Origin of the sequence: Streptomyces sp. NPDC055962 (genome assembly GCF_042270185.1) — a bacterium.
In the GTDB taxonomy this organism is placed as follows: domain Bacteria; phylum Actinomycetota; class Actinomycetes; order Streptomycetales; family Streptomycetaceae; genus Streptomyces.
The window spans coordinates 267,836-291,822 of the sequence record NZ_JBHJYN010000006.1; the positions used below are offsets into that span (position 1 = coordinate 267,836).

Consider the following 23,987-nt stretch of genomic DNA (forward strand, 5'->3'; position numbering starts at 1 on the left):
GCTCGGTTGCGGGGGAGCGGACCGAGGTTCTCACCGGCACCCGGTCCGCGAGACGGCGGGGAGAGCGTACCGAGACGGGCGGACTCCAGCATGGTCGGCTGCGAGCCGCCTGTGCCCGGGGTGTCCGCTCGCGCCGGATGAGCGCCGAACGGCGCAGACAGAGAGTGGAACACCCATGCCAAGATCCAGAGGCGGGCTCCGCCTCGCAGCGGCGGTATCCGTCGCGCTGGCCGGCCTGCTGGCCGGCACCCTGCAGGCGGCAGCCGCCCCCACCCCCGAGCCGGCCGTGTCCGGCGCCGCCGCGACGGACACCCCCTGGAGCGGCTCACAGGGTGCCGGCGCGCCCGAGCGCCGGCCCGACGCCGCGGAGGCCGGGATACCGGAGAAGAAGCGCGATGCCACGCTCGGCACGGGCTGGCGCACCTCGCGGGACCGGATGTGGACCACCACGGGGGACGCCCAGGGCCTGCACCTGCTGGTCGCCGACGAGCGGTCCGGGTACGCCTGGCGGACGGCCGCCACCCTCGCCGAGCCCGGCTTCGACACCGACGCATGGATCGGCAACGCCTGCGTGACGGAGTCCGGCGAACGGGCCGTGGTGGTCTACGCGCCCCGCACCTTCACCAACAAGGCGGAACTCTTCGCCCGCGGCGCCTTCGCCGCCGTGGTCGACCTCACCACGGGCGAGGTCACCAAGCTCCGTCGCCAGGTCAGCCTGGCCTACTACAACCCCGGCTGCGGCGCCGGCGAGGACGCCGTGCTCACGCAGAGCGGCGGCGAGGACAAGACCTCGACCAGACTGCTGCGTGTGGACGCCGCGACCGGCAAGGTCGCCGCCCCCGTCAAGGTCGCCGGACAGCTCACCTCCGCCGTCCCCGCGGGCGACGGGCGCATGGTGGCGGCCGACACCTCCCGCATCGTCTCCGTCTCCGCCGACGGCCGCCGCTCGACCCTGGCTGCCACCGACGCCGTACCTTTCCGGCTCACTCCCGACCAGGACGGCGGGCTGACCTTCCTGGACCGCTCCGGTGACCGGGCGACCGCCCGGCACCTGACCGCCGGGCAGCTGAAGTCCCCCGACTCCGGGCGCAAGGCCGCGGCGCTGGGGCACGGCAAGCTCGACACGGTCGACGTGACCCGTTCCGCCGACGGCCGGGTCTACCTCACCGGTGCCCAGCGCGGTGCCACCACCGGTGCCCTGCCCAAGGCGGTGCGGCTGCTCGACGCCCCCCAAGGGGCCCGCGTCTCCACCAAGGGCCGGGCCGTCATCACCACGACCGCCTGGGCGGACGGCAAGGACTCCAGGGTGACCTCCGAGGGGGCGGCGGAGCCCCGCCCCGTCACCCTCGGTGTCAGCCTCCCCGCCCGTAAGCGCACGATGACCTTCGTCGTCGACCCCGCCGCGGTCGTCGGCGCCGACGCCGAGCAGGGCGTGGCGCCCACGCCGGGCCTCGGCACGGGCACGGGCACGGGATCGGGGAAGAAGGCGCGGGCGGCGAACGGCCTCGCCGCGGCCGCCTCGCCGAGCAACCCCGTCGAGGACGAGCGCTACTGCTCCGTCCCGCGCAACGACCCCCGCAACCAGGCGATGCAGCCCAAGCCGCGACAGGTGGAATGGGCCGTCGACCAGGCCATCATGGGCACTCTGAACGCCAAGGCGTCGCGACCTGCCAACTGGAAGAACCTCGGCATGCCGGCGTACGCGCCGCAGACCCTCTTCCCGAAGAAGGCGCTCGTCGACGGCGATCACGTCCCGGCGCAGGTGATGCTCGGCATCACCGCCCAGGAGTCCAACATGTGGCAGGCGGCGCGCTTCGCCGTCCCGGGCGTCACCGCCAACCCCCTCATCGGCAACTACTACGGGCTGGAGATCTACAACAGCAGCAGCGCCGACGACTGGGACATCAACTGGGCCGAGGCCGACTGCGGTTACGGCATCACCCAGGTGACCGACCACATGCGCCTCGCCGGCAAGGAGAAGGGGCCCTCCGACACCGCCTGGGCCTACCAGACCCAGCGCGCCGTCGCCCTGGACTACGCCGTGAACGTCGCGGCCGGACTGCAGATCCTCACCGACAAGTGGAACCAGATCCGCAGCGCCGGAATGAAGATCAACAACGGTGATCCGGTCAAGATCGAGAACTGGTTCTTCGCGCTCTGGGCCTACAACTCGGGCTTCTACCCGCAGGCCGACAGCGCCAAGAACAGCGGGGCCTGGGGCGTGGGATGGGCCAACAACCCCGCCAACCCCGAGTACCCGGCCAACCGTGCCTCCTTCATGGACACCACCTACGCCGACGCCGCTCACCCGCAGGACTGGCCCTACCCGGAGAAGGTGATCGGCTTCGCGGGCCACCCGCCGGAGCTGCTGGAGGCCCCCAACACCCCCATCTCCGCGTACCGCCCTGCCTGGTGGAACGGTGACGTGGTCACCGCCCCGCTCAACCGCGCCAACGCCAAGCCGCCCGTGAACCAGTTCTGCGACGCGAGCAACACCTGCGAGCCGGGCAAGTCGTACACGCCCAACGCCCCGGAGGTGGCAGGCTCCAAGGCCGGCCCCTGCGCCCACAAGAACGCCTCCGGCCAGTACGACCTGAAGTGCTGGTACCACCAGAGCAGCACCTGGAAGAGCGACTGCTCCTACTCCTGCGGCAACGAGCTCGTCCGCTTCGACAGCACCTACGCCGAACAGCCCGACGGCACCCCCTACCCGCCCAACTGCTCCACCTCGGGCCTCCCCTCGGGTGCCCTCGTCATCGACGACCTCCCGGACGGCACACCGTCGATCCGGCCCGGCTGCACCACACCCACCAGCAACCAGGGCACGTTCGGCCTCAACTTCGCCGCCGACTCCAAGGGCCTCTATCCCTCGAAGATCGACTTCCACCAGCTGGGAGCGGGCTACGGCGGTCACTTCTCCTTCGCCCACACCCGCCAGGCCGGTGCCGAAGGCGGCAAGATGAAGGTCACCGGGACCTGGACCCTCAACAAGACGCTCAGCCAGCCGGCCCGCGTCCTGGTCCACCTGCCCGACCACGGGGCGCAGACCCAGCTCGCCCAGTACGACGTCACCACCAAGAACGGCGTGCGCTCCCGTATCGTCCGCCAGCCGGGCAACGGCAACCGGTGGGTGTCCATCGGTGCCTTCATGTTCGGCAACGTCCCCAAGGTCACCCTCAGCTCCGTCACCTCCGACGGCACGGGCGACGAGGACATCGCCTTCGACGCCGTGGCGTTCGTGCCCATCACCGGCACCTACGTGGAACGCAGCGTCGACGCCGTGGCCGTCTTCGACGAGGACCAGAACATCGACACCTCCGCCCCCGCGTCCTGGATCGGCGGACCGCTCACCGGACGCCAGAACCTCTACGACTGGGGGATGGACCTGACCGGCCGCATCACCGCCCTGCCCTCGTGCACGGCAGGCCCGACCACCGGGTGCGTGATGCCGGCGACGAAGAGTGCCATGACAGCCTGGCGCTCGCAGGTGACAGCCGCCGGTACCGACCCGGTCAACCACCCCGACGGCACCAGCCAGGGCACCTGGGTGGGCTTCGCCAACCCCTACACCGACCGGCCGACCAGCTCCTCCAAACCGACCCGGTTCGACACCGACGACAACTCCTACAAGATCCGCTCACGGACCACCGTCTCGTTCGTCAAGGACGCCGCCGGCACCGTCATCCCGGGCAGTGAGTACGTCGACTACGGCAACCGCACCGGCAACACGCACCTGCCGAAGTTCATGACGGACACCTTCTCCGCGATCGCCACGGACTACGGCATCGCCAAACCCGACCTGCGCTACTCGGTGAAGAACCTCAACCAGCACGACAACAAGAACCACGCCGCCGACCCCCTGGCCACCGGCGTCCTGCCGGGCCGCTCGTACTCGTACGCGGGTAAGAAGCCGACCGTGGTGAAGGACGACGACACGCCGGTCGACACCGGCGGCACCTGCGTGGCCACCCTGTACGCCTCCGGCGGCTCCATCGGCTACCGGCCCATGCTGAGCGCCGACGCACCGAAGCAGAACGTCGACAACTGGCAGAAGAAGGCCGACAGCGACAGCCGGGTGCCGGACGCCGTGGCCGAACTGGCCCACGGCATCTGGTCCAACTTCTTCCAGACCGAGCTGCTCTCGCCCCTGGTCGGCACAGCCTTCGGCCAGGCGCCCCCCATCTGGCAGGAACTGAGCCTGAAGGTCTGTGCCGACGGATCGGTACGCAAGGTGAGCGGACGCCCCTACCTGCGCTCCAGCCACATGCCCGACCAGTACCTCTACCTGGACGGCAAGGCCATGAACCTGGACGGCTCCGCCGGCGGCGCATCACCCGTGATCAAGGGAGACTTCCAGGACTTCAGCAAGATCCCCGACCCCAACCAGGACTATCCGCTGTGGCCCAACCCCTACGGGCCGTGCAACTTCGGCACCGACCAGAGCGGTAACCCCTGGGACATCACGGCACCGGCGTCCGCCGGTACCGACCCCTCTCCGGCACACTTCTGTCTCGACAAGAGCATTCCGCTCGATGCGGGGTACAGCAGCTACTGACCACCCCGTCCGACTCCGACCCACGACCGGCCGGCCGCCTCGCGCGACCGGCCGGTCCCGTTCCGTCTGGAGGCCCCCCGGCCCATGGGACTCATCCTGCTCGTCCTTCTCATCGGCCTGCTCTGGCTCCTGCTCGCCCTGCTCCCGCTGCGCCGCCGCACCGTCCGACTCGTCTTCGCCTCCGTCCACCTGGCCGCCACCGTGGCGCTCGTCGTCGCGGCGGACCGTTCCTCGCCGGGGCAGCCCGCGCTCTGGGTGCTCCTCCTCGGCCCCGGCGGACTGGTCTCCTTGGTGCGCCTGGGCCGAGCGGCCGCGGGCTCATAGGAGGCAGGCGGGATGCCGGCCGGTCGTCGTGGACCCCGCCGTCACGGTCGTGACGATCTTGGGACAGTCACCGTGGGCTCGCGGGGGCAGAGATCTCATCGACCAGCGGCCCGGGGGCCGACGCCCCGGACCGTCGCACCAGGCAAGGAGCCCTCATGCGTACCGACCGCAGGACCGCCGTCACCATCGTCGCCGTGCTGCTCGCCTCAGCGGCCCCCACGGTCGCTCAGGCCTCCCCGGCGGCGACATCCGGCACCGCACCCTCCGCATGCCGTCCGGCCAACCACACCGCGGAGATCACCGAGGCGCCCGCCGGCTCGGGGCACCACCACTACCGTGTCACGCTGACCGCTCCGCGCGGCTACGACGCCTGCGAACTGGCCGGCTCGCCGACCGGCGTACGGTTCTCCGACCGCGGTACGCAGACCGGTGTCACCGCCGGCCGCTACGGCGACCAGCACACGACGGTGACCTTCGGCCCCGGCCACCCGGTGCACTTCGACGTACAGGTCCCCGACGACGCCCGCCAGATCTCCGCGGACGAAGCGTCGTTCACGCTGCAGGCCCCGGACGGGCAGATCCCCGGCACCTCGTTCGCGGAAGGCAGGCTGAAGGTCGCCGCCGGCACGCTGATCGGCCCTGTGATGCACGGAGCCTGACCACCCTCCGCCCGCCCAGGAACGCCCCCGGAGGTGCTCCGGCGGACGCACGGACGGCCGTCGTGCTGCGTGTCCGGGGCTCAGCGACTCGCGTGCCACGACGGCCCGCGGGCAGGGCCGCGCACACCGCAGCCGGACGGCCGGGGGACCGGGTCCGCGCCCGGCAATCCGTTCGCCTGCCGACCTTCCCGCCGCGTACGGTCTGCGCATGACCAGGACCACACCGGCCAGACCGATCTCCGTGGAGGCCGTCTTCCCTGAACTGGCCGCCTACCGGGGCCGTGTCACGCGGTTGCACCCCCGGCCGGGGGCGCCCGGCATACGGGACAGCCACGTCGGCGGGCCCCTGCTGTGGCCGTACGACGACCCGTGGCCGGTCTGCCACGAGCAGCACCGGATCGAGACCGAGGGCTACGCGCCGGACGAGATCCGCAGTGCCCGGGACTCGGGCGGGTGGCCGCCGAGCCGGCCGTGGCCCGACGCCGAATCGCCCGGGACGGAGGGGCCGGTGCCCTTCGCAGGGCTGGCGCAGTTCTTCCGCCGGGATGTCCCCGGCCTGGCGTCCGGGCCCGACGGAGCGGACCTGGCGCAGATCTTCCGCTGCCCGCTCACACATGGTCCTCATCTCGAGCGCCGCTACCATCTGCGGTGGCGCAAGACGGACGAGACCGAGCACGCTGGACGCTTCCTCGATCCACCGCCCCGAACGCCTCTGCTCCGAGCGGAGCAGGAGCTTCCCGAGCCGTGTGTCCTGCACCCGGAGGAAGTCGACACCTACCCCTGGGCGGAGGACGGCGTGCTGCCGGCCCCACTGATCGCACGCATCGACGCATGGGACGACGCCCAGATCTCGGAGCGCGGCCCTCATGCCCTCAGCTACCAGAGCGACCTGTCGATCCCGCCCGGCTGGCGGGTCGGCGGCTACCCCAGCTGGGCCTCGACAGGGCCGATGGCCGTCGACTGCGACTCCTGTTCGACTCCCATGCGGCTGCTGCTGACTGCTGAGGGCGCGGAGACGGACGCGGGATCGCACAGCTGGGTGCCGTGCGAGGACCGGGATCCGGCTCTCGACGGGAAAGCCTCGATCCAGGACTGGTCCTCTCTTGCCCAGCCCACCCGGCTGCGGTTCGGCCGGGACCGGGACCTGCACGTCTTCGTCTGCCCGGCCGACGGCGAGCACCCGCCCCGGTGGGTGCTCGCCTAGCCTGCTCGACGGACCGTCCGTGTGGCCCGACAGGAGCAGGGCGCACGGGCGGACCGAGCAGGAGGCATGCGTGCCGAATCCTCCCTGCCGGAACCGCTACTGCTCGATGGAGCGACTCGGCCGCACGGCGCGGCCTAGGGCGGAGGGGACGCCGGTCGACTGGAACGACGACGGGGACTACGGCTTCCACTCCACCCCTTCAGCCCCCAGAAGGCTCGGTGCGGCACCAACTGCTCGACGCGGGAGGGGCCGGCACCACGGCCGGACTGCCGGCGCCGGGGCGTAGCCGAACTCGCCGGAGGCAAGCGATGGCTACGCACTGCCGTCCGGCCGGACGGAGCGGCATGCACCAGGCGTCCGCGCGATGGCGTCGTGGTGGAACGCCAGTGTCATCGCGTCCGGTTTGACGGTGACCACGGCCTGGGCCCTTGGTGGGCGTGAGGTGAGTTCCAGCCGGGGCCATGTCTGAAGGATCGTGGCCAGGATGATCTGCAGTTCGATCCAGGCGAAGTTCTCTCCGATGCATTTGCGCCGGCCGTCCCCGAAGGCGAGGAAGGATCCTCGTGTGAGGGGGGCACGCTCAGCTGTCCAGCGGTCCGGGTCGAAGACGTCCGGGTCGGGGAAGCATGCCGGGTCGTGCTGGTGAAGGTAGGGGCTCCATACAACGTCCGCGCCCTGCGGAACGTGGTGCCCCCCAAGAACGACGTCCCGAGTCGCAGTTCGGGTCACCATCCAAGCGGGCCCGTACTTGCGAATGCTTTCCTGCAGAACGCGCCGTGTGTACGGAAGCTGGTCCAGGTCGGCGGGGGCGAGCGGGCGGCCGGGGCAGACGGCGTCGAGTTCTGCGCGGAGGCGCTCCTCGACCCGGGGGTTCTGCGATATCTCGTACAGCGCCCAGGCCAGGGTGGTCCCTGTGGTTTCGATCGCGCCGGTCAGGAGCGTGATCGCCTCGTCCTGGAGCTGTTGGTGCGTCAGTAGCTGCTCCGCGTGGAGCAGGGTGTCGAACAGCCCGGCTTCTTGCTGCTGTCGGGGGACGTGGGGGCACCCTGCAGGTTCTGGCGTTTCGCCGGACGCGGGCGTGGGGGCTGTGCGGTGGTCGATGGCCTGGTCGACTAGCTCGCGGAGTCGCCGGACGCGGTCGGCGTGCGCCCGGTTGGCGGGCAGCGGCAGCCTGGTCATCCAGGACGGGAGGACGGTCTGACGGATGGTCCCCTTCATGATGTCGGGCATGAGTGTGGTGAAGTCGCTCTGCAGATGGTCGGGCAGATCGGTGCCGAACAGGGCGGCGAGGAAGACTGCGAGGGCGACGTCGTTCATGTCCGCGAACACGTCGCGGGGGGTGGCTTCGGGCCAGGCGGTCACCATCGAGCGCACCTGGTCGATCATGGCGGGGCTGCGGGTTCCGATGTGTGCCTTGTTGAACATGGGCTGCATCAGGCGTCGGTTGCGAAGGTGCGTGTCGCCGTCGGCAACGGTGGCGAGGCCGTCCCCGAAGAAGACACGCAAGGCATCGATGATTTTGCCGCCTTTGGCGAAGTCCGGCGCGTCCGTCACCAGCACCTGGCGGGTGAGAGCCGGGTCGGTGACCACGTAGGCGGGCGTCATACCTATACGTATGCGTACGACGCCGCCGTGTTCACGGAGTGAGGTGATGAACGGAAGCGGGTCGCGGGCGAGCCGGTGCACATGGCCGAGCAAAGGAAGGCTGCCGGGCGCGAGCGGCGTGGGGGACGAGATCGCGGTGGGGGGATGCACGGTGTCATCTGCTCCTGACGTGGGGGTCCGGGCTGCGGCCCATGCATTCCCAAGATCACGTCGGCGGATGCGGGTGACTTTTGATCTTTGCGTAGCGCAAGGTTCTTGTGATAAACGCATGCTGCTCTGCCGCGGTCGGCGTCCGGTGCAGCAGTTGCGCGGCAGCCTGCCGTCGCGCTGTCACGGCATCCAGGCCACACCTGTGGGGATGAGGGAGGGCTCTGGAGGCGTGGGATGCCGGGGTATCGTGGCCCGTGGGACGCCAGACGGTGCTGTCCGGCTCCGGAGCACACGCCCCGGCGCTGATCATGCAACTGCTCGCAGCGTCCCACCGGCCCCATCTGCGCCCCTCGCTACTCGGCGCCGTCGAGCACCTCACGCAGTCGTTGTCCGAACTCGTCGGGCTTGCCCGGATAGCCGAACTCCCCGTCGAGGAATCCGCCGTGATGACTCGGGAACGTGGTCACCCGCTGACGAAGCAGTTCGGCGGTCGCGACGGACGTACGCCCGGTCTGCACGCCCTCGGACTCCTCACCCACGGCGATCACCACCCGGGTCGCAGCCGCGGCGATCGCGTCGACGTCCGGCCGGTAGTCGCTGATCGCCCACGACAGGTCGGACAGCAGCGGATCATCGCGTGAGCCGTCGTCCTCGACGGGCATCCCGAACGCGGCGGGATCGGCGTCGGGCCGGGCGAAGTACGCATCGGTGAACTCGCCCTCCCACGAGGTCATGGCCACGAACGCCGCCATCCCCGCCCCCCACCCCCGCGTCTCGTACGCTTCCCGCACGCGGGCCCGCGCCCGCACGGCGGCCGGGCCGTCCGGTGTGAGCGTGACGAGAGGCGGTTCGTGCGCGACCAGAACGGTCACGTCGCCGGGGTACTTCGCCACGACCGCGAGCGCGGTCACCGCGCCGCCGCTGCTGGCGAACATCTCGACAGGACCGGCGCCGAGCGCCTCGATGACGGCGTGTACGTCCTCGGCCTGGGTCTCCGGTCTGTGGTCGGCCCGCCCGTCCTTACGGACGCTGCGGCCCAGCCCTCGCGGGTCGTAGGTGGCGACAGTCCGGTCGGGGAAGCGTGCCGCGAGCGCGGCGAATCCAGTGGCGTCCATGGGCTGCCCGATCATCAGCAGCGGCGGACGTCCGTCGTCGGCTGCTGACGGCCGGCGAACGTCATAGACGAGGTCGGCCCCAGCGGTCTCACATGTGTAGGTCTCCATACCGGTGCAGACCGCTCCCGCCCCGCGAACTCATCGATGCCGGTTCATCTTCCGGGACCCGGTACCACGGGTCCGCACCTCGGATCCGAAAGTGTCCTCCACGGTGGTCCCGGGCGGCTGCTACTGGAAGCTGAGCCGGTGCGGGTGCACCGGATCGCTCGGGCAGGTGTGCACGCGCATCAGACCGCGGCCCAGGTAGACGTCCGTCGGGCTGATCGCGTGCGGGTCGCCGCCGGAGTCCCGGTCCTCGACCGGCAGCCAGCTGCGTGAGGCCCCGTCACACTCCCACTGGTCCACGGTGAGCAGAGGCCGCATCGCAGTTCCGCACACCCGGCAGTCGACCGGAGCGGGATCGGTCAGATGCCAGGAGGCAAAGCCTCCGACCTTCCAGCCGGGGGCGATCGACAGATCGCTCATGTAGTCGATCGCATCCGGCTCCGAGGCCTGTGCCGCGGTCATGGCCGCCGCGTACTCCTCGTACGTGGCGTAACTCGCCTCCGAGGAGGAGCCGTCCTCTTCCCCGGCCTCTCCTGCCTCGTCCAGGAGACTTTCCTCCCATTCGTCGATGGCCGCCCGCAACTCGTCGTCCAGCAGCCCGAGGTACTCGTGCTCCACGACCTGCTCCGGGTGCACGACACACATGGTCGGCACGCACTCCTCGCGGCCGGCCACCGGGGGTTCGGGCTGCGGCATGAGTACGTCGCCGACATCGGCGGAATGCCGCCACTTCAGCACGACGTCGATGGCGCGGCGGTCGCCATGCACCTCGAAGGGGCACCAGAAGACCTGAAGGAGGTCGTGGCCCTCGGGCCCCACGAGATCCGGAATCTCCCGTGCGTACAACTGGGCAACGGCCAGCAGCGGCAGCGGATCGTCGTCACGGAGCCCAGGCGCGTGGCTGCCCACGTCCAAGCCGTCGAGCAGACGCTCCTCGTCCTCGGTGCGCTCCCGCCCCCAGGAGTCCGCCAGGATCCGACGGCGCAGCCTCACATCGGCGAGGCGGTGGCCCGTGCCCTTCGGGTGCACGGCGGTGCACACGGGCCACGGTTCCTCGGCCGGCCACAGCAGGGGGCCCGCCACCGAACTGTCCCGCACCCCGGGGAAGCCGTGACGGGGGTGCAGCCGAGTCGCTGTGCGTCGGTGGGCCGCAAGGGCAGGGAACACCACTTCTGCGTCGAGAGGGCGCGGCGGGGTCGTGCGGGTCATGAGGAGGCCTTCCGAGTACGTCCGGACGGCGATGCTATCCAGCGCACACCGGGCCTCTCCCGGGCAGGAGCGGTGAACGGAGATCGAACCGTTTCTGCCCTGGATCGGGGACGGGAGCGGTGTCCGTGCCGGCTGGTTCCTTCGCCGCCAGACCGAGCCTGGTGATCTAAAGTCACCACATGCGACGAAGGACGGGACTGGCGATGGCCGGGGCTGCGGTCCTGGCGTGGGGTGAGTGGCTGAACCGGAGATGGTCTCGCGCCCTCGTGGGGAGCAGCGAGGGCGTGTCCGAAGCGGTGGTCGTCCTGGGCTACCGGAACCCGCAACCGACGGCGAACGCCATCAACCGCTGGCGCGTCCGTGCCGGAATCCGTTCCCTTTCCGCCGGATGTGCGCGAGACTCGCGCCTGATCTTCAGCGGTGGTGTGACGACCAGTGACGGAGCCGCGGAGTCCCGGCTGATGGCCGCCTACGCGAAGTCGGTGCTCCAGTATCACGGCACGGTGCTCCTCGAAGACCGTAGTTCGACGACATGGGAGAACATCACGAACGTGATCCCGCTCATCGAACATGCCGACCGCATCAAGATCGTCTCCCAGCCGGCGCATGCGCTCAAGGCCCGTGCCTACCTGCGACGGCAACGCCCTGATCTGGCGCGGAGGCTCGTGCCGGCGGACGACTACCGCCTCGGCGAGTGGACGGTCGGCAAACCGCTGCTGGCGCTGTACGGACTGTGGACCCTCCGCGTCCTCGACTCCGAGGAACGGAAGGCCTCGCTGTAGACGACGCGCTCGCACGAGATCTCCGTGCGGGGCCCGACGCACGCTCAGCAGTCGAACACCGACCAGCAGATGTCGTTCCGTACCCGTTGGTCGTCGAGAACGAGCTCGCGAATCCCCTCAGGGAGCTGGTCGCGCTGCCACCGGCACTCGAGTCGCCCTGAGGCCTCACTTTCGCTCGGCGGCGCGGCAGCGCGTACGGCCTTGATCGCGTAAGCAGCCGCCCCGAGTTCATGCGCGGCCACGTGTGCGACGACTCCGGCCTGACCGGCGGCGTACGCGGCATGTCGTGCTGCGCCCCGAAGGTCCCGGGCGGCGCCCATGGCATGTCCGCCCGCCGCACGCGCCTCCATCATCCTGACCTCGCCGCGCGCCCAGGCGCGGGCATGCCGGATCGCCTGCCGGGGTCTCTGGTCCTCGGGCCGGGCCGACTCGAAAAGACCGAGGACGTGCTCCGCGCAATCAGCCGCCCAGAGGGCGAGGAGATGGTGATCCGCATCCGTGAGGGTCCCGCCGCGGCGGATCGTCACGAAGCGAGGATCCCTGACCTTCGGGAGGATCATCGTCGGCGTTCCTTCCTGTCGGCGTGCGGCCACGCCCGCAGACCCGACGGCTAGGCCGCGACGCCGGCCGCCATCACCGGGGCGGGCGGGGCGAGTTCTGCCGCGTCTCGGCGCGGCAGGAGGACAGGGCCCGGGCAGCGGCGACCGGTGACGGTGCCGTCCTCCGCCGTCCTGCCCTGTGACCCTATCCATGGAGCGTTCGGCGATGACAAGGAAGCCCGGCGACGGTCAGGACAGGTCAGGTAAGGTCTGATGGAGTCCGTCCGGCCCGGTCCGGGAGCCGATCACCCGGCCCGCACAGCCTCGGCGGTGCGGACAGCCGCCCGCGGCCCGCGTCGGCCGAGCATACTGCCGCAGGCGGGGCGGAGATTCTTCTGTGAAGACCCATCAGATCGCAGGCGCAGGAACGCATGAGGCGCTCACCGCTCACGTCCGGACGGCAGCACACCGCCGTGCGCGCTTCGGCGGCCCTGCCTCCTGGGAGTCACCTCGTATGAGTACGGTTCCTGTATGAAGATCAACGGGGTGGACCAGCAGCAACGAGGGCATGTACTCCTGATCGCGGGCGACGCCGCCACCCGGCGCCGGACCGTGCAGGTCCTGCCTTCCGCGAACCTCGCGGCGCTGTCGCTCCTCCCCACCTCCGTCCTGCTGGGCAGCAGCGCGCCGAGCGACACGACGTACCTGGACGGCATCCACGACCAGAACGCCCTGCAGGTCCGGCTCCGAGCAGCGGCAGCAACCCCCGGGCCCCTGCTCGTCTACCTCTCGGGACGCCTCACCACCGACCGCCGCGGCAGACAGCTCTACCTCGCACTCTCCCAGACCACCGCGGCCACCACCCGCTACACGGCACTGCCGTGGGAGTGGCTCGGTACCGAGCTGCGCAATCGGCCCCGAGGGCTGACCACGGTGCTCTTCGACCTCGCGGCGGACAAGGGGGCGTGGCCCCTGCTCCAGGAGTACGCCCTGACACCGGCCGCGACGGCGGCGGAGGTCTTCGGTGTGGTGGCCCCACCCGGTTTCTCCGGGACGCCCGGCGTCAGTGAGTACACCCGGCAGTGGATCCAGCAACTCCGCCGCACCCCTGAGCGTCTCACCAACTCCCAGGTGCACGCGTTCACCGTGGCTGCCGCCGCGCTGCCACCCGGTGCCCTGGTCATCCCCTCGTCCCCCGGACTGACGGCCTCGGCGGACCAACCGTCCATGACGGAGCTCAGGCGACTGCTCGCGGAGAACGCCGCACGCATGTCTCGCAACCACCCGGCCGAGGAGGATTCCGGTACGCCGGCGCCCGGGCAGCCGCAGAAATCGCAATCCACCCAGCCGCCCGCCCCGCCCGCCCCGCCCGCCTCGTCCTCACCGGCCAAGGCCCTGGCCCCCGAAGAGGCCCCCGTTCCTCCCGTTCCCCAGCAGGGACGCGAGATGGTCCCCGCGCCGCGTCCCGAGCGGCACCTGCCGACGCAGCCCCCGCTGCCGGTCGACCCGATACACGCCCAGGAACCGGAACAGGACCCTCGCCCGTACATCCACGCTCTCGCACAGGCCGGACGACACCACGAAGCGGCTCAGCTCGCCCAGGTCTGGGAACACCACATCCTCCAGACCAACGGGTACAACTCCCTGCAGGCCACCCAGTGGGCGGAGATCCGAGCCGACCTCGCCAAGATGGCGGGCAACTGGCTGCTCGCGACGCAGCTGTGGGCCGGAGCCGGAAGAACCCGGCTCGCTCAGCAGGCGCCGGACGCCCCCGAACTGCTGGCCGCCGCCCAGAGCGCCCACTACTGCTGGACGCAGATCACCGACTCCGCGAAGGCACAGGAGTGCGGACCCGAACTGATCCTCCTGTTGAGCGCGCTCCCCGCCCTCGACCGACGACACCTGATGATGGCCCAGCAACGCCTCCACTTCCTCAACCGACAGTGACCCACGCCTGTCACCACCAAGAACGGGCCGTCGCACGACCGCCGAGGAGGATCCGCCCCGCACGGAGCGACGGAGGAGCCGAAGGTTCCAGTCTCCCTCGCCGCACCCGTGCTCGGAGGCGCAGAACGTACGTCATCGAGCGGCTGATCGACGGCGGGTATCCGGTCGCCCGAGGAGACGCGCGGATGTCCTGTTCGTCACCCTGGTCTGTCCGTCCGCCCAGCGTCGCCGCCGCAGGGCACCCGGAACCCCTGCACGCACGGCGGGCTCAGGGGAGCCGGACCCGCCTCACGGAGCCTTGAAGTACCTGGGGAAGCGGGGCCCGATCCACGGCTTGCGACCCCAGGCGACGACCCGGCCCCCGGCCATCGCCCGCGTCGGAGCGCAGCGGCCGAGGGCCATCAGCAGGAAGGTCGCCGGCTCGATGGAGATGGTGCAGTCCGGCCGCTCCGGCAGCCGGTGGTCCACGGACACCACGCCGTCGGTGAAGGTCACCCCGAATCGGTCGCCGCCCCGCAGACGGACGGCGTAGCGAGCGTTCAGGCCTGCCGTGGCCGTCGCGTCGGTCACCCGGGGCATGACCTCGATCATGAAGGGCAGGGCCAGCCGCGCCCTGGCCGGGTCGACCATGTGCGGGCGCTTCAGCGCGCGGGCCAGGTCGTAGCCGTGACCCAGCATGTGCGTCAGGAGGTACGACCCCAGTACCTCGCGCGTCATCGGTCCCAGCGGCGTCACCAGCATCTCCTGGGCGGGATGCTGCACTGCCGCGTCGAGGTACGCACCCGCCTGTTCCTCGATCATCGCCGCCAAGGGTTCCGCGCCGCGCTCCCCGAATGCGGCAAGGGCCTGCGCGTTCGCCTGGGCCAGGCTCTGCGGGGTGCCGTCACCGTGACTGCGCGGGTGCCCGGCCGCGATGTCGGCCATCAGCGCGTTGGCCTGCGCGAGGTGTGCCGCGGCTTCGCCCACGGTCCACTCCGACCCGGGGACCGGGCCTCCGGTGCCCGGGGCGCCGCGCAGCAGCCCCGCTATGTCCTCGGCCGTCGTACGTATCGCGTCGGCCAGCCCTTCGGGCAGCACACCCCGTACGTCCCGCCCTGCCACAGGCTCCACCCGGCCACCACTCCCCATACGGGACGCGGCCGCCGGCCGGGGCGGATTCCCCTGCCGGTCCCACGTCGGTTACCTGCGGGTACACAAGAGCAGCTCACACCGCTTCCCGGCAAGGGGCACGGCACCGGCCGTTCGATGCGTGCGACCGGGCACGGCTCCGGCAGGTCACCGCACGCGCAGCGCCTGAGCACAGCTGAGCGGTGCACGGGGAGGTGCGTGGGGCCTGCACCGAATGTGAACCCCCGTCCGTGAGGCGGGTGCCGACGGTGGCGGGGGCGCCGTGCAGGACGGCGGCGAGCTGCTCGGGGATGGTGGTGCCGTCGGCGGGAGTGGCGGCGATCAGGTCCGACGCGCCACGACGTGTGATCCGCCTATCGGCTCCCACGCGCCACGACGTGTGATCCGTCTATCGGCCCCCGCGACCGGCGGCCGGAGGAGGGGTGCGCTGCCGTAGACGCTCGCCCTGCGGCCCGAACATGACCAGGTATTCGACCGGCCCGTCCGATCCGGCGTTCGCGACGCCGTGGGCGGTGCGCGTGTCGAACTCGGCGACCTCTCCGGCGGTCAGGACGAGATCCTGATCGCCGAGCGCGAGCCACAGCCTGCCGTAGAGGACGCACAGCCACTCATAGCCGTCGTGGGAGACCTGCCGGGGCCGCCCGAGAGACTCCTCGACAGCCGGCAGGACGTGCTTGTGCGCGTGCAAGCCGCCTACGTACCGGGTCAGCGGCAGCACCGCTTTGTCGTCCCCGAAGCTCAGGGCCGGCGTGCGGGGGCCGGCGGCCGGGGCGGGCGCGGTGCCGGCCAGTTCGTCCAGCGAGGCTCCGTACTCCTTCGCCAGCTGAAGCAGCACCTCCAGGGTGGGTCTGCGCCGGCCGGTCTCGATCCGCGACAGCGTGCTCGGAGAGATGCCGGTCGCGCAGCTGACGCCGGCGAGCGTGACGCCACGCTGTTCGCGCGCGGCCCGCAGCCGGGTGCCCACCGACGACAGCGTCTCGGCCACGTCGTCGCCTGCCACCGTCCCTGCGCCTCCCGCACGTGCTGTTCCACCACCCTGGCCTGCCAGTTTGCCAGGCCGGCAACGCCGATCGCGTCGACGGGGCGGTGCGCCCCATGATCGGGGGGTACGCGTGTCAACCGGCGAACCGAGGAGAAGCCTCCATGCAGTCCGAACCGTCAGCCGCACTCCGCCACCGCACCGTCGAGGCCCCGGCCGGGCGCCTGCACCTGGTCGAGCACGGCACCGGCCCGCTGGTCCTCCTCCTGCACGGCTTCCCCGAGTCCTGGTACTCCTGGCGCCACCAGCTCCCGGCCCTCGCCGCGGCCGGGTACCGGGCGGTGGCGATCGACGTGCGCGGTTACGGCCGCTCCTCCAGGCCTGCCGCGACCGATGCCTACCGGATGCTCGACCTGGTGCAGGACAACATCGCGGTCGTGCACGCACTGGGCGAGGAGAGCGCAGTGGTCGTCGGCCACGACTGGGGATCGAACATCGCCTCGTCCTCCGCCCTGCTCCACCCCGAGGTGTTCCGGGCGGTCGGCCTGCTGAGCGTGCCGTACGCGCCGCCCGGCGGACCCCGGCCCACCGACGTCTTCGCCCGGATCGGCGGCCCCGAGGAGGAGTTCTACGTCTCCTACTTCCAGGAGCCCGGACGCGCCGAGGCGGAGATCGAGCCCGACGTCCGGGGCTGGCTGGCCGGCTTCTACACGTCCCTGTCCGGGGACACCATGCCTGCCCAGGGCGCGCCCGACCCGCACTTCGTCGCTCACGGTGGCCGTTTGCGCGACCGCTTCCCCGTGACCACCCTCCCGGCCTGGCTGACCCAGGACGACCTCGACGTCTACGCCGCTGAGTTCGAGCGCACCGGCCTGACCGGCGCCCTCAACCGCTACCGCAGCATGGACCGCGACTGGGAAGACCTCGCCCCGCACCGCGGCGCCCCGGTCAGGCAGCCGTCCGTGTTCATCGGTGGCACGCTGGACGCCTCCACCACCTGGATGGCCGACGCCATCGACGCCTTCCCCACCACCCTCCCCGGCCTGACCTCCTCGCACCTCCTGGACGGCTGCGGCCACTGGATCCAGCAGGAACGCCCGGACGACGTCAACCGTCTGCTCACCGAATGGCTCGCCACCCTCCAGGACTGAACAGGACGGGCCACAGGTAGGGCCCGCACCCCCCGGCCGCGCCGCCCTGCCGCACCGCGGATGCGCCTCGCGCCTGTTCGGTGAGGGGGGAAGGGGCTGACGGACATGCCGAACCTCCGGGCGGTCAGCCGGTGCTCAGCGACGGTAGGCGGCTGCCGCGGTCTCGACGAAGGACCGGACCAACGAGTTGGCGTCACCTTCGTTCCACACCGCCACCACCCGGCTCGGCTCCATGTCGACCAGCGGGACCACGGCGAACTCCGCCGGCAGGTCGTGTCCGGACGGCGCCAGACCGATCGTGCCGTTCCACAACACGGCCTGCAGGCACTCCTGAACGGCGCGGACCACAGGACCCTCGCGCAGCGTGCCGCCGTTCCAGTACGACTGCCAGAGAGGATCGGTGCCCTGCGGGAACTGGAACCAGCGGCGGTCGCTCAGCTCGGCCAGCCGCAGTGTCTCGCGGCGGGCCAGCGGATCGTCGGCGCGCAGGACCACGCCGACCGGATCGGACCGCAGCTCACGCACCGTCAAAGCTGTCTCGTCGAACGGTGCCCGGGTGAGAGCGACGTCCACCAGACCCGCGCGCAGCCCGCACGTCGGGTCGGTCAGGTCGGTGTCGCGGATACGGATCTCGATGCCGGGATGGTTCCGGCGGTAGGCGGTGGCGAGCCGGGACACTCCCGGGTCGGTGCCGTCGCCCAGGATGCCCACCGTGATGGTCGCGGTGCCGGCCGCCGCGCTCACCCGAACACGGACGCGGTCGGCATGGTCGAGCAGGGCACGCGCCTCGTCGAGCAGCACCCGGCCCACCGGCGTGAGCGTGACGCCGGTGGGCGAGCGGGTCAGGAGAAGGGCGCCGACGTCGGCCTCCAACTGCTTGATCGCCCGGCTCAGCGGCGGCTGACTCATGTGCAGGCGGGTGGCGGCCCTCCCGAAGTGCAGTTCCTCGGCGACCGCCACGAAGTAGCGCAAGGTCCGTAGCTCCATACTCCGCAGCTCCATGCTGCAACGATACCCATCAGGTATCGGTGCCGCGGGATAAGTCTTGGACAGTGACGGGCCCCGGCGGTGGACTTGTGCCCATGACCGGAGAAGCGAAGACCAGTCGGCCGAAGGCCGGCTCCTCCGTCTCGGCGGTGGGTCCCGGAGACGGCGAGACGATCGTTCCGGGCACCACGCGCATGCGCCTTCTGGAGGACGGGAGCCACACCGGCCACCGCCTCGCGATCGCCGAGTCCGTTCCCGCCCCGCATGCCCAGGGACCGCCCCAGCACCGCCACGCCCGACACGACGAGGGCTTCCACGTCCTCTCCGGCACCGTGCGGTTCACCGTCGGGAACGAGGACCACGACGCAACCGCGGGCACGCTCGTCATGGTTCCGACAGGCGTCCCGCACACCTTCGCCAATCCGGCCGATCAGCCCGCGGTGACGCTCAGCACCTTCACCCCGACCTCTGCGTGCAGTACGTCCGAGACCTCCAAGGGGCCCTCGCCGACGGCCGGCCGTTGACACGGGCGGTCGACATCGACGCGACGAGCCACTACGCGACCGAGCCCGCCACCGACCTCACCTGAGGACGCCCGCCACGACCTCACCTGAGGACAGCGGGACGGAACGGTCCACCCACCCTTCCTCCGCCCCCCGGCGAGACCGCGGCGCCGCCGCCGTCGTGTCCGCCGGCCCTCGGGCCCGGAACCCGAGCCTCCTCCAGGGGATTCCCTGGTCATACGCACATCGACGGCACCGCGCACCGGTGGCCAGGAACGGAAACCATGAACATCGCCTACTGGATCGTCGCCGGACTGCTCGCCCTCTTCTACTGCTACGCAGGGACGCTGAAGGTGACCCGGAGCCGCGACCAACTCCGCCCGATGATGGCCTGGGCCGACCGCATACCCCTGCCTGCTCTCAGAGCGCTGGGCGCGGTCGAAGTACTCGGCGCGGCCGGCCTGATCCTGCCGCCGCTGACCGGCATCGCCCCCTGGCTGGTGCCGGCCGCGGCCATCGGTTTCGTCCTCCTGCAGATGGGTGCGATTCCCGTGCACCTGACCGGCGGAGACCGCCGGATCGCGCTCAACGTCGGACTCCTCGTGGCCGCGGCCGTGACCATCTGGCTTTCCACCGGGCTGTGATGGCGTGCGGTCCTCGATCGCAGGAGGGTTCCTCGCCCGGGGTTCTTGAGCCACGGTGTTCGTCGTGCACCGGGCTGTTCTGGCTCTACTGCCCACCCGCTTGTCGACAGCGCCGAGTCCGGTGGATCCCTGTCCGGGCGATCCACCGGCCATGCGCGTGTGGATGAGCCGTCAAGCGAGCGTGGGCGAGTTGGGACATTCGTATCGTGTCCCCCCCGGCCGTAGACCGTCGTCCGACTCGAAAGCCGAGTCCGGTGCTCCTAGCCCGTGATCTACCGGGCCCCCGACTTCCTGCCGCTGCCCGCTTCCTGCGCGCTGTCCGCGTCGACAGCGGGTGAGGGCGTCGTGCTCGTGGTGTACGCAGCGCGACGGGCACGGATGATGCCCCCTCCCACGAGCGCCGCAGCCAACCCCGTGAGCGTGAGGCCGGCCGAGGTGACCGCCTCGCGGAACTCCGTGGTCTGACCGGTGCTCCAGCGCTGTGCGGTGATGTTGCCGGTGAAGAGCGCGGCGAGGATGGTCCCGCTGACAGCGATGCCGAATCCCGTCGCGACTTCACCGGCGGTGTCCACCAGCGCCGCCCCGATGGTGGTGCGGTTGGGCGGGAGGCCACGCAGGACGTTGGTACCGGCGACGACACCCACGACGCGCATCCCTGCGGCGACGAGCACCAGCGCGAGGGCGACCCACACATACCCGAAGCGGCCCAGCAGCCCGTAGACGGCGAGCCCGCACACGACCGCTCCGGCGCCGAGCCGGGCTGCCCGGTCGAGACCGACGCGCTCGACGACCGGACCGATGAGAGCACCGCCGGCGAGGAGCACGACGACCTGCGGCATCATTCCCATGGCCGCCTGAGCCGGTGTCCAGCCCCAGTCGAGCTGGAGCTGCAGGGTCACGAGGTAGCCGAGGCCGGCGACCGCAAGGCCGGAGGCAGCCTTGAAGGCGAGGCCGCTCGACACGAGAGGGCGAGCGACGAGACCGAGGTCGAGCAGCGGACAGCGCGCAGTGCGCGCGCGGACGACGAACAGCACCGCCATCACGCCGGACGCTCCCGCGGCCAGCCAGGGGAGAGGCGATGCGATGCCCGCATCGACGAACAGCGTCGGAGCGACCAGCGCGAGAACGATCGTGGCGGTGCCGAGCAGGGCGCCCACGCCGTCGACCGGATCGCGGTGCAGTTCCTCCCCTCCGTCAGCCGGGATGCCGCGCCGGATGCAGACGAACGCAAGCGCGGCGACGGGCACGTTCACCAGCAGGAGTACCTCCCACGGCGCCCACGCGAGTACGAAGCCGCCCACGGTGGGGCCGATCGCGAGTCCTGCCAGACCCACCGTCGAGATCAACGTCGTCGCACGGACGCGGAGCCTTTCGTCGTCGAAGAGACGGAACGCCAGGGCAAGGGAGCCCGGTGTCGTCATCGCAGCCGCCACACCCATGACCACGCGTACCGCGATGAGTTGTTCCGCCGTGGTGACGAAAGCTGTCGCCAGACCTGCCACACCCAGCAGCACCAGACCGAACAGCATGATCTTGCGGCGTCCGACCCGGTCGGCCAGCGCGCCGAGCGTCAGCATCAGTCCGCCGAACACGACGGAATACACGCCTGTGACCCACTGCAACACTGTCGTCGATGCCGACAGTTGGCGGCCTATGGTCGGCAACGCGGTGTTGAGGATCGAGTTGTCGAGCATCTCGAACAGAAACACTGCTGACAGCCCTGCCAGCGCCACCCTCGCTTCACGCAGGGAACGCGGCGAACGTGGGGTTCCGGTGGGAGGGTCGACCGTCTCCCCAGGTGTACGACGGACACTCACTGGCACTCCTTCGAGGTGAAGAAGTGGCGGTCCGTCCGGTCCGCGTGTACGCGCGTGTTCCATTTCCGTCAACCAGCGCTGACGCCTGGCAGTGAACACACGTTTCTACTCCGATGCCCCAAGCGTACACAACGTCTGCAGACCCTCTCGGCGCTCCGCCGCTCCGGAGCCTTCCCACCCGCCCCTCCTCCCCGGTGCCCATGCACGCGGTCGTGCTCCCCGTCACCGGCCGGGCTGCGGTCCTGACGGCCGTCCATGCGAACCACCCGGTCGCGTTCAGGCGGCTATGGCCGGCGCGGGGTTCTCGGGGAGCTGCCAGTTGCCTCCGCGGTCCTCCTTGGAGAGGCGCGCGGCCAGGTCAGGGACGTGCAGGAGGCAGGCCAGCGCGGTGGTGGCCTGGAAGGCATCGATCGCGAGCTGGGTCATCGGCATGCCCAGGCGGAGCAGGCGCGGGTTGACTTCCCCCCTGGATCTCGTCGGTGAAGGGCCGCAAGACGCGGTCGTAGTTCGCCAGCGCGGTGGACAGGTCGTCCGGGTGCCGGTTGATCTCGCCGGCCAGGACGTGAGCTCCGACCAGGCCCCCGGAGACGCCCATGCCGCTGTAAGGGGAGGCGCAGTGCGCTGCGTCGCCGGCCAGGACCACGCGGCCCTTGGACCAGGTGTCGGTGCGGACCTGGACGATCTCCTGGGAGTAGAAGAACGGGCTGGCCCTCATGCCCTCGGTGAAACGCCGGGTCTGCCAACCGGCGTCGCGGAACCTGTCTGCCCAGAACTCCTGCTGGCGCTCGACGGGTGCACGGTGGATCGCGGAGGCTTCCTCGGATTCCTCCCGCATCACGAAGTACACCTGGGTCTCGGACGGACTGTGGCTGCGGCGCATGATCTGACGGCCGCCCGGGACCATGTAGGTGTCCCGGACGTTGCTGTCGGACGCGATGCGCGGAACGAACCAGTAGGCCATGTGGATGCCGACGCGCCAGTACGGGTCCGAGCCCTGTGGCAGGAGCGCCCCCCGGATGCGCGATCCCTGCCCGTCCGCTCCGATCAGAAGGTCGAATGCGCCGGACGAGCCGTCGGAGAAGTGCGCGACGACCTGGCGTGCGTCCTGCTCGAAGCCGTCCACGCTCTTGCCGAAAACGTGGTCGGCGTCGTCCCTCGTCGCCTCGTGCAGGATACGTACCAGGTCCCCGCGCATGATCTCGTACTCGGACGTGAGGGTCTGCCGGCCCCGCCCCGAGGTGTTGGCCATGATCGTCGCCTTGGCCCTGCCGCGTGCGTCGACGAAGGCGACCCCCGCCTCGTCCACGAGCTTGCCCCGGACGGCGTCGAGCAGCCCCATCCGCTTGACGGCCTCGATGCCCTGGCCCCGCAGATCGACCTGGGCCCCGGCGGCCCGCAGCGCCGGAGACCGTTCGGCAACGGTCACCCGGTGGCCGCCCCGCGTGAGCCAGAAGGCCAGAGCCTGTCCCGAGATCCCACCACCGGCGACGAGGACCCGCAGGGTAGGTCCTCCCGATCCATGCGTCATGCCCATCCAAAAAATCTATCAGTGAATGATTCCTTTCCAGGTTCGTCTATCAGCGATAGATTGTCAACGTGACGAAGATGAACCGCGCGGCCGTCATCGCTGAGGCGCTCGGCCTGCTCGACGAGGTCGGGCTCGACGCCGTGAGCACGAGGCGGCTGGCTAAACGACTGAACGTGGAGCAGCCATCGCTCTACTGGTACTTCCGCACCAAGAAGGACCTCCTCGCCGCCATGGCGCACACGGCGATGGAGCCGCATGCGACCGCGCCCCTGCCGACGCCCGACGACGACTGGCGTGACTGGTTCGCGGACAACACACGCAGCTTCAGGCGCACCCTGCTGACGCGCCGGGACGGCGCCCGGCTCCACGCCGGCAGCACCCCCACCGGCGACCTCGACCGGATCCGCCACAAGATGGACTTCCTCGTCGCCTCCGGTGTTCCCGAGCGGGAAGCACAGACGGCCATGCTGGCTGCCTCCCGTTTCACGGTCGGCAGCGTCCTGGAGGAGCAGGCGGACACCGGCCCCGGTGAGAAGGCGGACCTACCGGCAGACGTGCCGGTCATCGATCACGAGTCGGCGTTCGAGGCAGGCCTCTCCCTCCTCCTGAACGGCCTCGTGCACCGAACCGTGGAGTAGCGGGTCGACGCCTCCCACAGTCGGGAACCGGGCGGGCGGGGCAGCGCCGACGTGTCCCGGGCGGGCGCGGCAGCGCCGACCTGCCGCAGCATCACAGAGCGCGGAGCCACCCGAGCCGTTCGGCGCGCCGAACGGCTCGGCCGGGACCCACTCAAGGTGATGTTCCGCCGTCGGTGATACGCGGTACGCGAGGTGCGCCCAGGTCACGCAGAGCGACGCGTGAAAGCCGCCCGCCTCGCGGAGGTCGAGCTACCGGTGACACCGGCCGTCCTGGCCGGTGCGGGCGGTCAGCCAGCAGTTCCACCGGTCATCGACGGTCAGGTCGCCCGTCCGCAGCACTGCGCCCGAGCCTCCTGCCGATGCGGCGGCCCGAGGGGGTCTTCCTTCACCCCGGGGTCGACACGTGTCGGCAGGCACG

Annotated in this window: 18 protein-coding genes and 1 pseudogene; 10 read left to right on the forward strand and 9 right to left on the reverse strand. The window is 70.7% G+C overall.

Annotated elements, in window-relative coordinates:
• Positions 1 to 175 precede the first annotated feature (175 nt).
• The 4 genes from ACFC51_RS19730 to ACFC51_RS19745 all read left to right on the forward strand — a co-directional run bounded on the left by ACFC51_RS19730 (position 176) and on the right by ACFC51_RS19745 (position 6,742).
• Complete coding sequence (locus ACFC51_RS19730) at positions 176 to 4,555, forward strand: hypothetical protein (protein ID WP_376529873.1); 4,380 nt, start codon at positions 176 to 178, stop codon at positions 4,553 to 4,555.
• Positions 4,556 to 4,639: 84 nt separating this feature from the next.
• A complete protein-coding gene (locus ACFC51_RS19735) occupies positions 4,640 to 4,879 on the forward strand; it encodes a hypothetical protein (RefSeq protein ID WP_376369043.1) in 240 nt (79 codons plus the stop codon).
• A gap of 155 nt (positions 4,880 to 5,034) precedes the next feature.
• Positions 5,035 to 5,538, forward strand: a complete 504-nt coding sequence (locus tag ACFC51_RS19740) for a DUF4232 domain-containing protein (protein ID WP_376529874.1) — start codon at positions 5,035 to 5,037, stop codon at positions 5,536 to 5,538.
• Between the two features lie 208 nt (positions 5,539 to 5,746).
• Positions 5,747 to 6,742, forward strand: coding sequence for a hypothetical protein (locus ACFC51_RS19745; RefSeq protein WP_376529876.1), 996 nt, complete (start codon positions 5,747 to 5,749; stop codon positions 6,740 to 6,742).
• A 312-nt stretch (positions 6,743 to 7,054) separates the two neighbouring features.
• Here the strand turns inward: ACFC51_RS19745 and ACFC51_RS19750 are convergent, their stop codons facing one another.
• The 3 genes from ACFC51_RS19750 to ACFC51_RS19760 all read right to left on the reverse strand — a co-directional run bounded on the left by ACFC51_RS19750 (position 7,055) and on the right by ACFC51_RS19760 (position 10,758).
• Positions 7,055 to 8,497, reverse strand: coding sequence for a cytochrome P450 (locus ACFC51_RS19750; RefSeq protein WP_376529878.1), 1,443 nt, complete (start codon positions 8,495 to 8,497; stop codon positions 7,055 to 7,057).
• A 353-nt stretch (positions 8,498 to 8,850) separates the two neighbouring features.
• Positions 8,851 to 9,720 carry an alpha/beta fold hydrolase gene (locus ACFC51_RS19755; RefSeq protein ID WP_376529880.1) on the reverse strand — a complete coding sequence of 290 codons (870 nt, stop codon included), beginning with the start codon at positions 9,718 to 9,720 and terminating at the stop codon, positions 8,851 to 8,853.
• Between the two features lie 120 nt (positions 9,721 to 9,840).
• Entirely contained in the window at positions 9,841 to 10,758 is a 918-nt protein-coding gene (locus tag ACFC51_RS19760; RefSeq protein ID WP_376529882.1) for a hypothetical protein, read from the reverse strand.
• A gap of 347 nt (positions 10,759 to 11,105) precedes the next feature.
• Between ACFC51_RS19760 and ACFC51_RS19765 the strand changes: the two genes are divergently transcribed.
• Entirely contained in the window at positions 11,106 to 11,708 is a 603-nt protein-coding gene (locus ACFC51_RS19765) for a YdcF family protein (protein WP_376529884.1), read from the forward strand.
• Between the two features lie 44 nt (positions 11,709 to 11,752).
• On the opposite strand, the gene ACFC51_RS19770 is transcribed toward ACFC51_RS19765, so the two are convergent.
• Positions 11,753 to 12,268 carry a putative immunity protein gene (locus ACFC51_RS19770; protein WP_376529886.1) on the reverse strand — a complete coding sequence of 172 codons (516 nt, stop codon included), beginning with the start codon at positions 12,266 to 12,268 and terminating at the stop codon, positions 11,753 to 11,755.
• Positions 12,269 to 12,778: 510 nt separating this feature from the next.
• Between ACFC51_RS19770 and ACFC51_RS19775 the strand changes: the two genes are divergently transcribed.
• Positions 12,779 to 14,194, forward strand: coding sequence for a hypothetical protein (locus ACFC51_RS19775; protein WP_376529888.1), 1,416 nt, complete (start codon positions 12,779 to 12,781; stop codon positions 14,192 to 14,194).
• A gap of 288 nt (positions 14,195 to 14,482) precedes the next feature.
• Here the strand turns inward: ACFC51_RS19775 and ACFC51_RS19780 are convergent, their stop codons facing one another.
• Both ACFC51_RS19780 and ACFC51_RS19785 read right to left on the reverse strand, forming a co-directional pair.
• On the reverse strand, positions 14,483 to 15,304 hold the full coding sequence (locus ACFC51_RS19780) for a maleylpyruvate isomerase family mycothiol-dependent enzyme (RefSeq protein ID WP_376529890.1): 822 nt from the start codon (positions 15,302 to 15,304) through the stop codon (positions 14,483 to 14,485).
• Positions 15,305 to 15,710: 406 nt separating this feature from the next.
• The gene (locus ACFC51_RS19785) at positions 15,711 to 16,322 is read right to left on the reverse strand and encodes a helix-turn-helix domain-containing protein (protein WP_376529892.1); all 612 of its coding nucleotides are present in this window, start codon (positions 16,320 to 16,322) and stop codon (positions 15,711 to 15,713) included.
• Between the two features lie 143 nt (positions 16,323 to 16,465).
• On the opposite strand from ACFC51_RS19785, the gene ACFC51_RS19790 reads away from it, so the two are divergent.
• A complete protein-coding gene (locus ACFC51_RS19790) occupies positions 16,466 to 17,452 on the forward strand; it encodes an alpha/beta fold hydrolase (RefSeq protein ID WP_376369052.1) in 987 nt (328 codons plus the stop codon).
• A gap of 135 nt (positions 17,453 to 17,587) precedes the next feature.
• On the opposite strand, the gene ACFC51_RS19795 is transcribed toward ACFC51_RS19790, so the two are convergent.
• Positions 17,588 to 18,439: a LysR family transcriptional regulator gene (locus ACFC51_RS19795; protein WP_376530068.1), complete on the reverse strand. Its 852-nt coding sequence runs from the start codon at positions 18,437 to 18,439 to the stop codon at positions 17,588 to 17,590.
• A 95-nt stretch (positions 18,440 to 18,534) separates the two neighbouring features.
• Here ACFC51_RS19795 and ACFC51_RS19800 point away from each other — a divergent pair.
• Positions 18,535 to 19,028: pseudogene (locus ACFC51_RS19800) on the forward strand (cupin domain-containing protein).
• Between the two features lie 198 nt (positions 19,029 to 19,226).
• Entirely contained in the window at positions 19,227 to 19,586 is a 360-nt protein-coding gene (locus ACFC51_RS19805) for a DoxX family protein (RefSeq protein ID WP_376369053.1), read from the forward strand.
• A 272-nt stretch (positions 19,587 to 19,858) separates the two neighbouring features.
• On the opposite strand, the gene ACFC51_RS19810 is transcribed toward ACFC51_RS19805, so the two are convergent.
• Both ACFC51_RS19810 and ACFC51_RS19815 read right to left on the reverse strand, forming a co-directional pair.
• Positions 19,859 to 21,295: an MFS transporter gene (locus ACFC51_RS19810; RefSeq protein WP_376529894.1), complete on the reverse strand. Its 1,437-nt coding sequence runs from the start codon at positions 21,293 to 21,295 to the stop codon at positions 19,859 to 19,861.
• Positions 21,296 to 21,761: 466 nt separating this feature from the next.
• Positions 21,762 to 22,937 carry an FAD-dependent monooxygenase gene (locus tag ACFC51_RS19815; RefSeq protein WP_376529896.1) on the reverse strand — a complete coding sequence of 392 codons (1,176 nt, stop codon included), beginning with the start codon at positions 22,935 to 22,937 and terminating at the stop codon, positions 21,762 to 21,764.
• A 71-nt stretch (positions 22,938 to 23,008) separates the two neighbouring features.
• Here ACFC51_RS19815 and ACFC51_RS19820 point away from each other — a divergent pair, with 71 nt between their 5' ends.
• A complete protein-coding gene (locus ACFC51_RS19820; RefSeq protein ID WP_376530070.1) occupies positions 23,009 to 23,569 on the forward strand; it encodes a TetR/AcrR family transcriptional regulator C-terminal domain-containing protein in 561 nt (186 codons plus the stop codon).
• Positions 23,570 to 23,987: the final 418 nt, after the last annotated feature.

Bases quoted from the DNA above. Each gene is read 5' to 3' on its own strand.
- ACFC51_RS19730 (WP_376529873.1), top strand. From the start codon at position 176: ATGCCAAGATCCAGAGGCGGGCTCCGCCTCGCAGCGGCGGTATCCGTC.
- ACFC51_RS19735 (WP_376369043.1), top strand. From the start codon at position 4,640: ATGGGACTCATCCTGCTCGTCCTTCTCATCGGCCTGCTCTGGCTCCTG.
- ACFC51_RS19740 (WP_376529874.1), top strand. From the start codon at position 5,035: ATGCGTACCGACCGCAGGACCGCCGTCACCATCGTCGCCGTGCTGCTC.
- ACFC51_RS19745 (WP_376529876.1), top strand. From the start codon at position 5,747: ATGACCAGGACCACACCGGCCAGACCGATCTCCGTGGAGGCCGTCTTC.
- ACFC51_RS19755 (WP_376529880.1), bottom strand. From the start codon at position 9,720: ATGGAGACCTACACATGTGAGACCGCTGGGGCCGACCTCGTCTATGAC.
- ACFC51_RS19765 (WP_376529884.1), top strand. From the start codon at position 11,106: ATGCGACGAAGGACGGGACTGGCGATGGCCGGGGCTGCGGTCCTGGCG.
- ACFC51_RS19770 (WP_376529886.1), bottom strand. From the start codon at position 12,268: ATGATCCTCCCGAAGGTCAGGGATCCTCGCTTCGTGACGATCCGCCGC.
- ACFC51_RS19775 (WP_376529888.1), top strand. From the start codon at position 12,779: ATGAAGATCAACGGGGTGGACCAGCAGCAACGAGGGCATGTACTCCTG.
- ACFC51_RS19790 (WP_376369052.1), top strand. From the start codon at position 16,466: ATGCAGTCCGAACCGTCAGCCGCACTCCGCCACCGCACCGTCGAGGCC.
- ACFC51_RS19795 (WP_376530068.1), bottom strand. From the start codon at position 18,439: ATGGAGCTACGGACCTTGCGCTACTTCGTGGCGGTCGCCGAGGAACTG.
- ACFC51_RS19805 (WP_376369053.1), top strand. From the start codon at position 19,227: ATGAACATCGCCTACTGGATCGTCGCCGGACTGCTCGCCCTCTTCTAC.
- ACFC51_RS19815 (WP_376529896.1), bottom strand. From the start codon at position 22,937: ATGGGCATGACGCATGGATCGGGAGGACCTACCCTGCGGGTCCTCGTC.
- ACFC51_RS19820 (WP_376530070.1), top strand. From the start codon at position 23,009: ATGAACCGCGCGGCCGTCATCGCTGAGGCGCTCGGCCTGCTCGACGAG.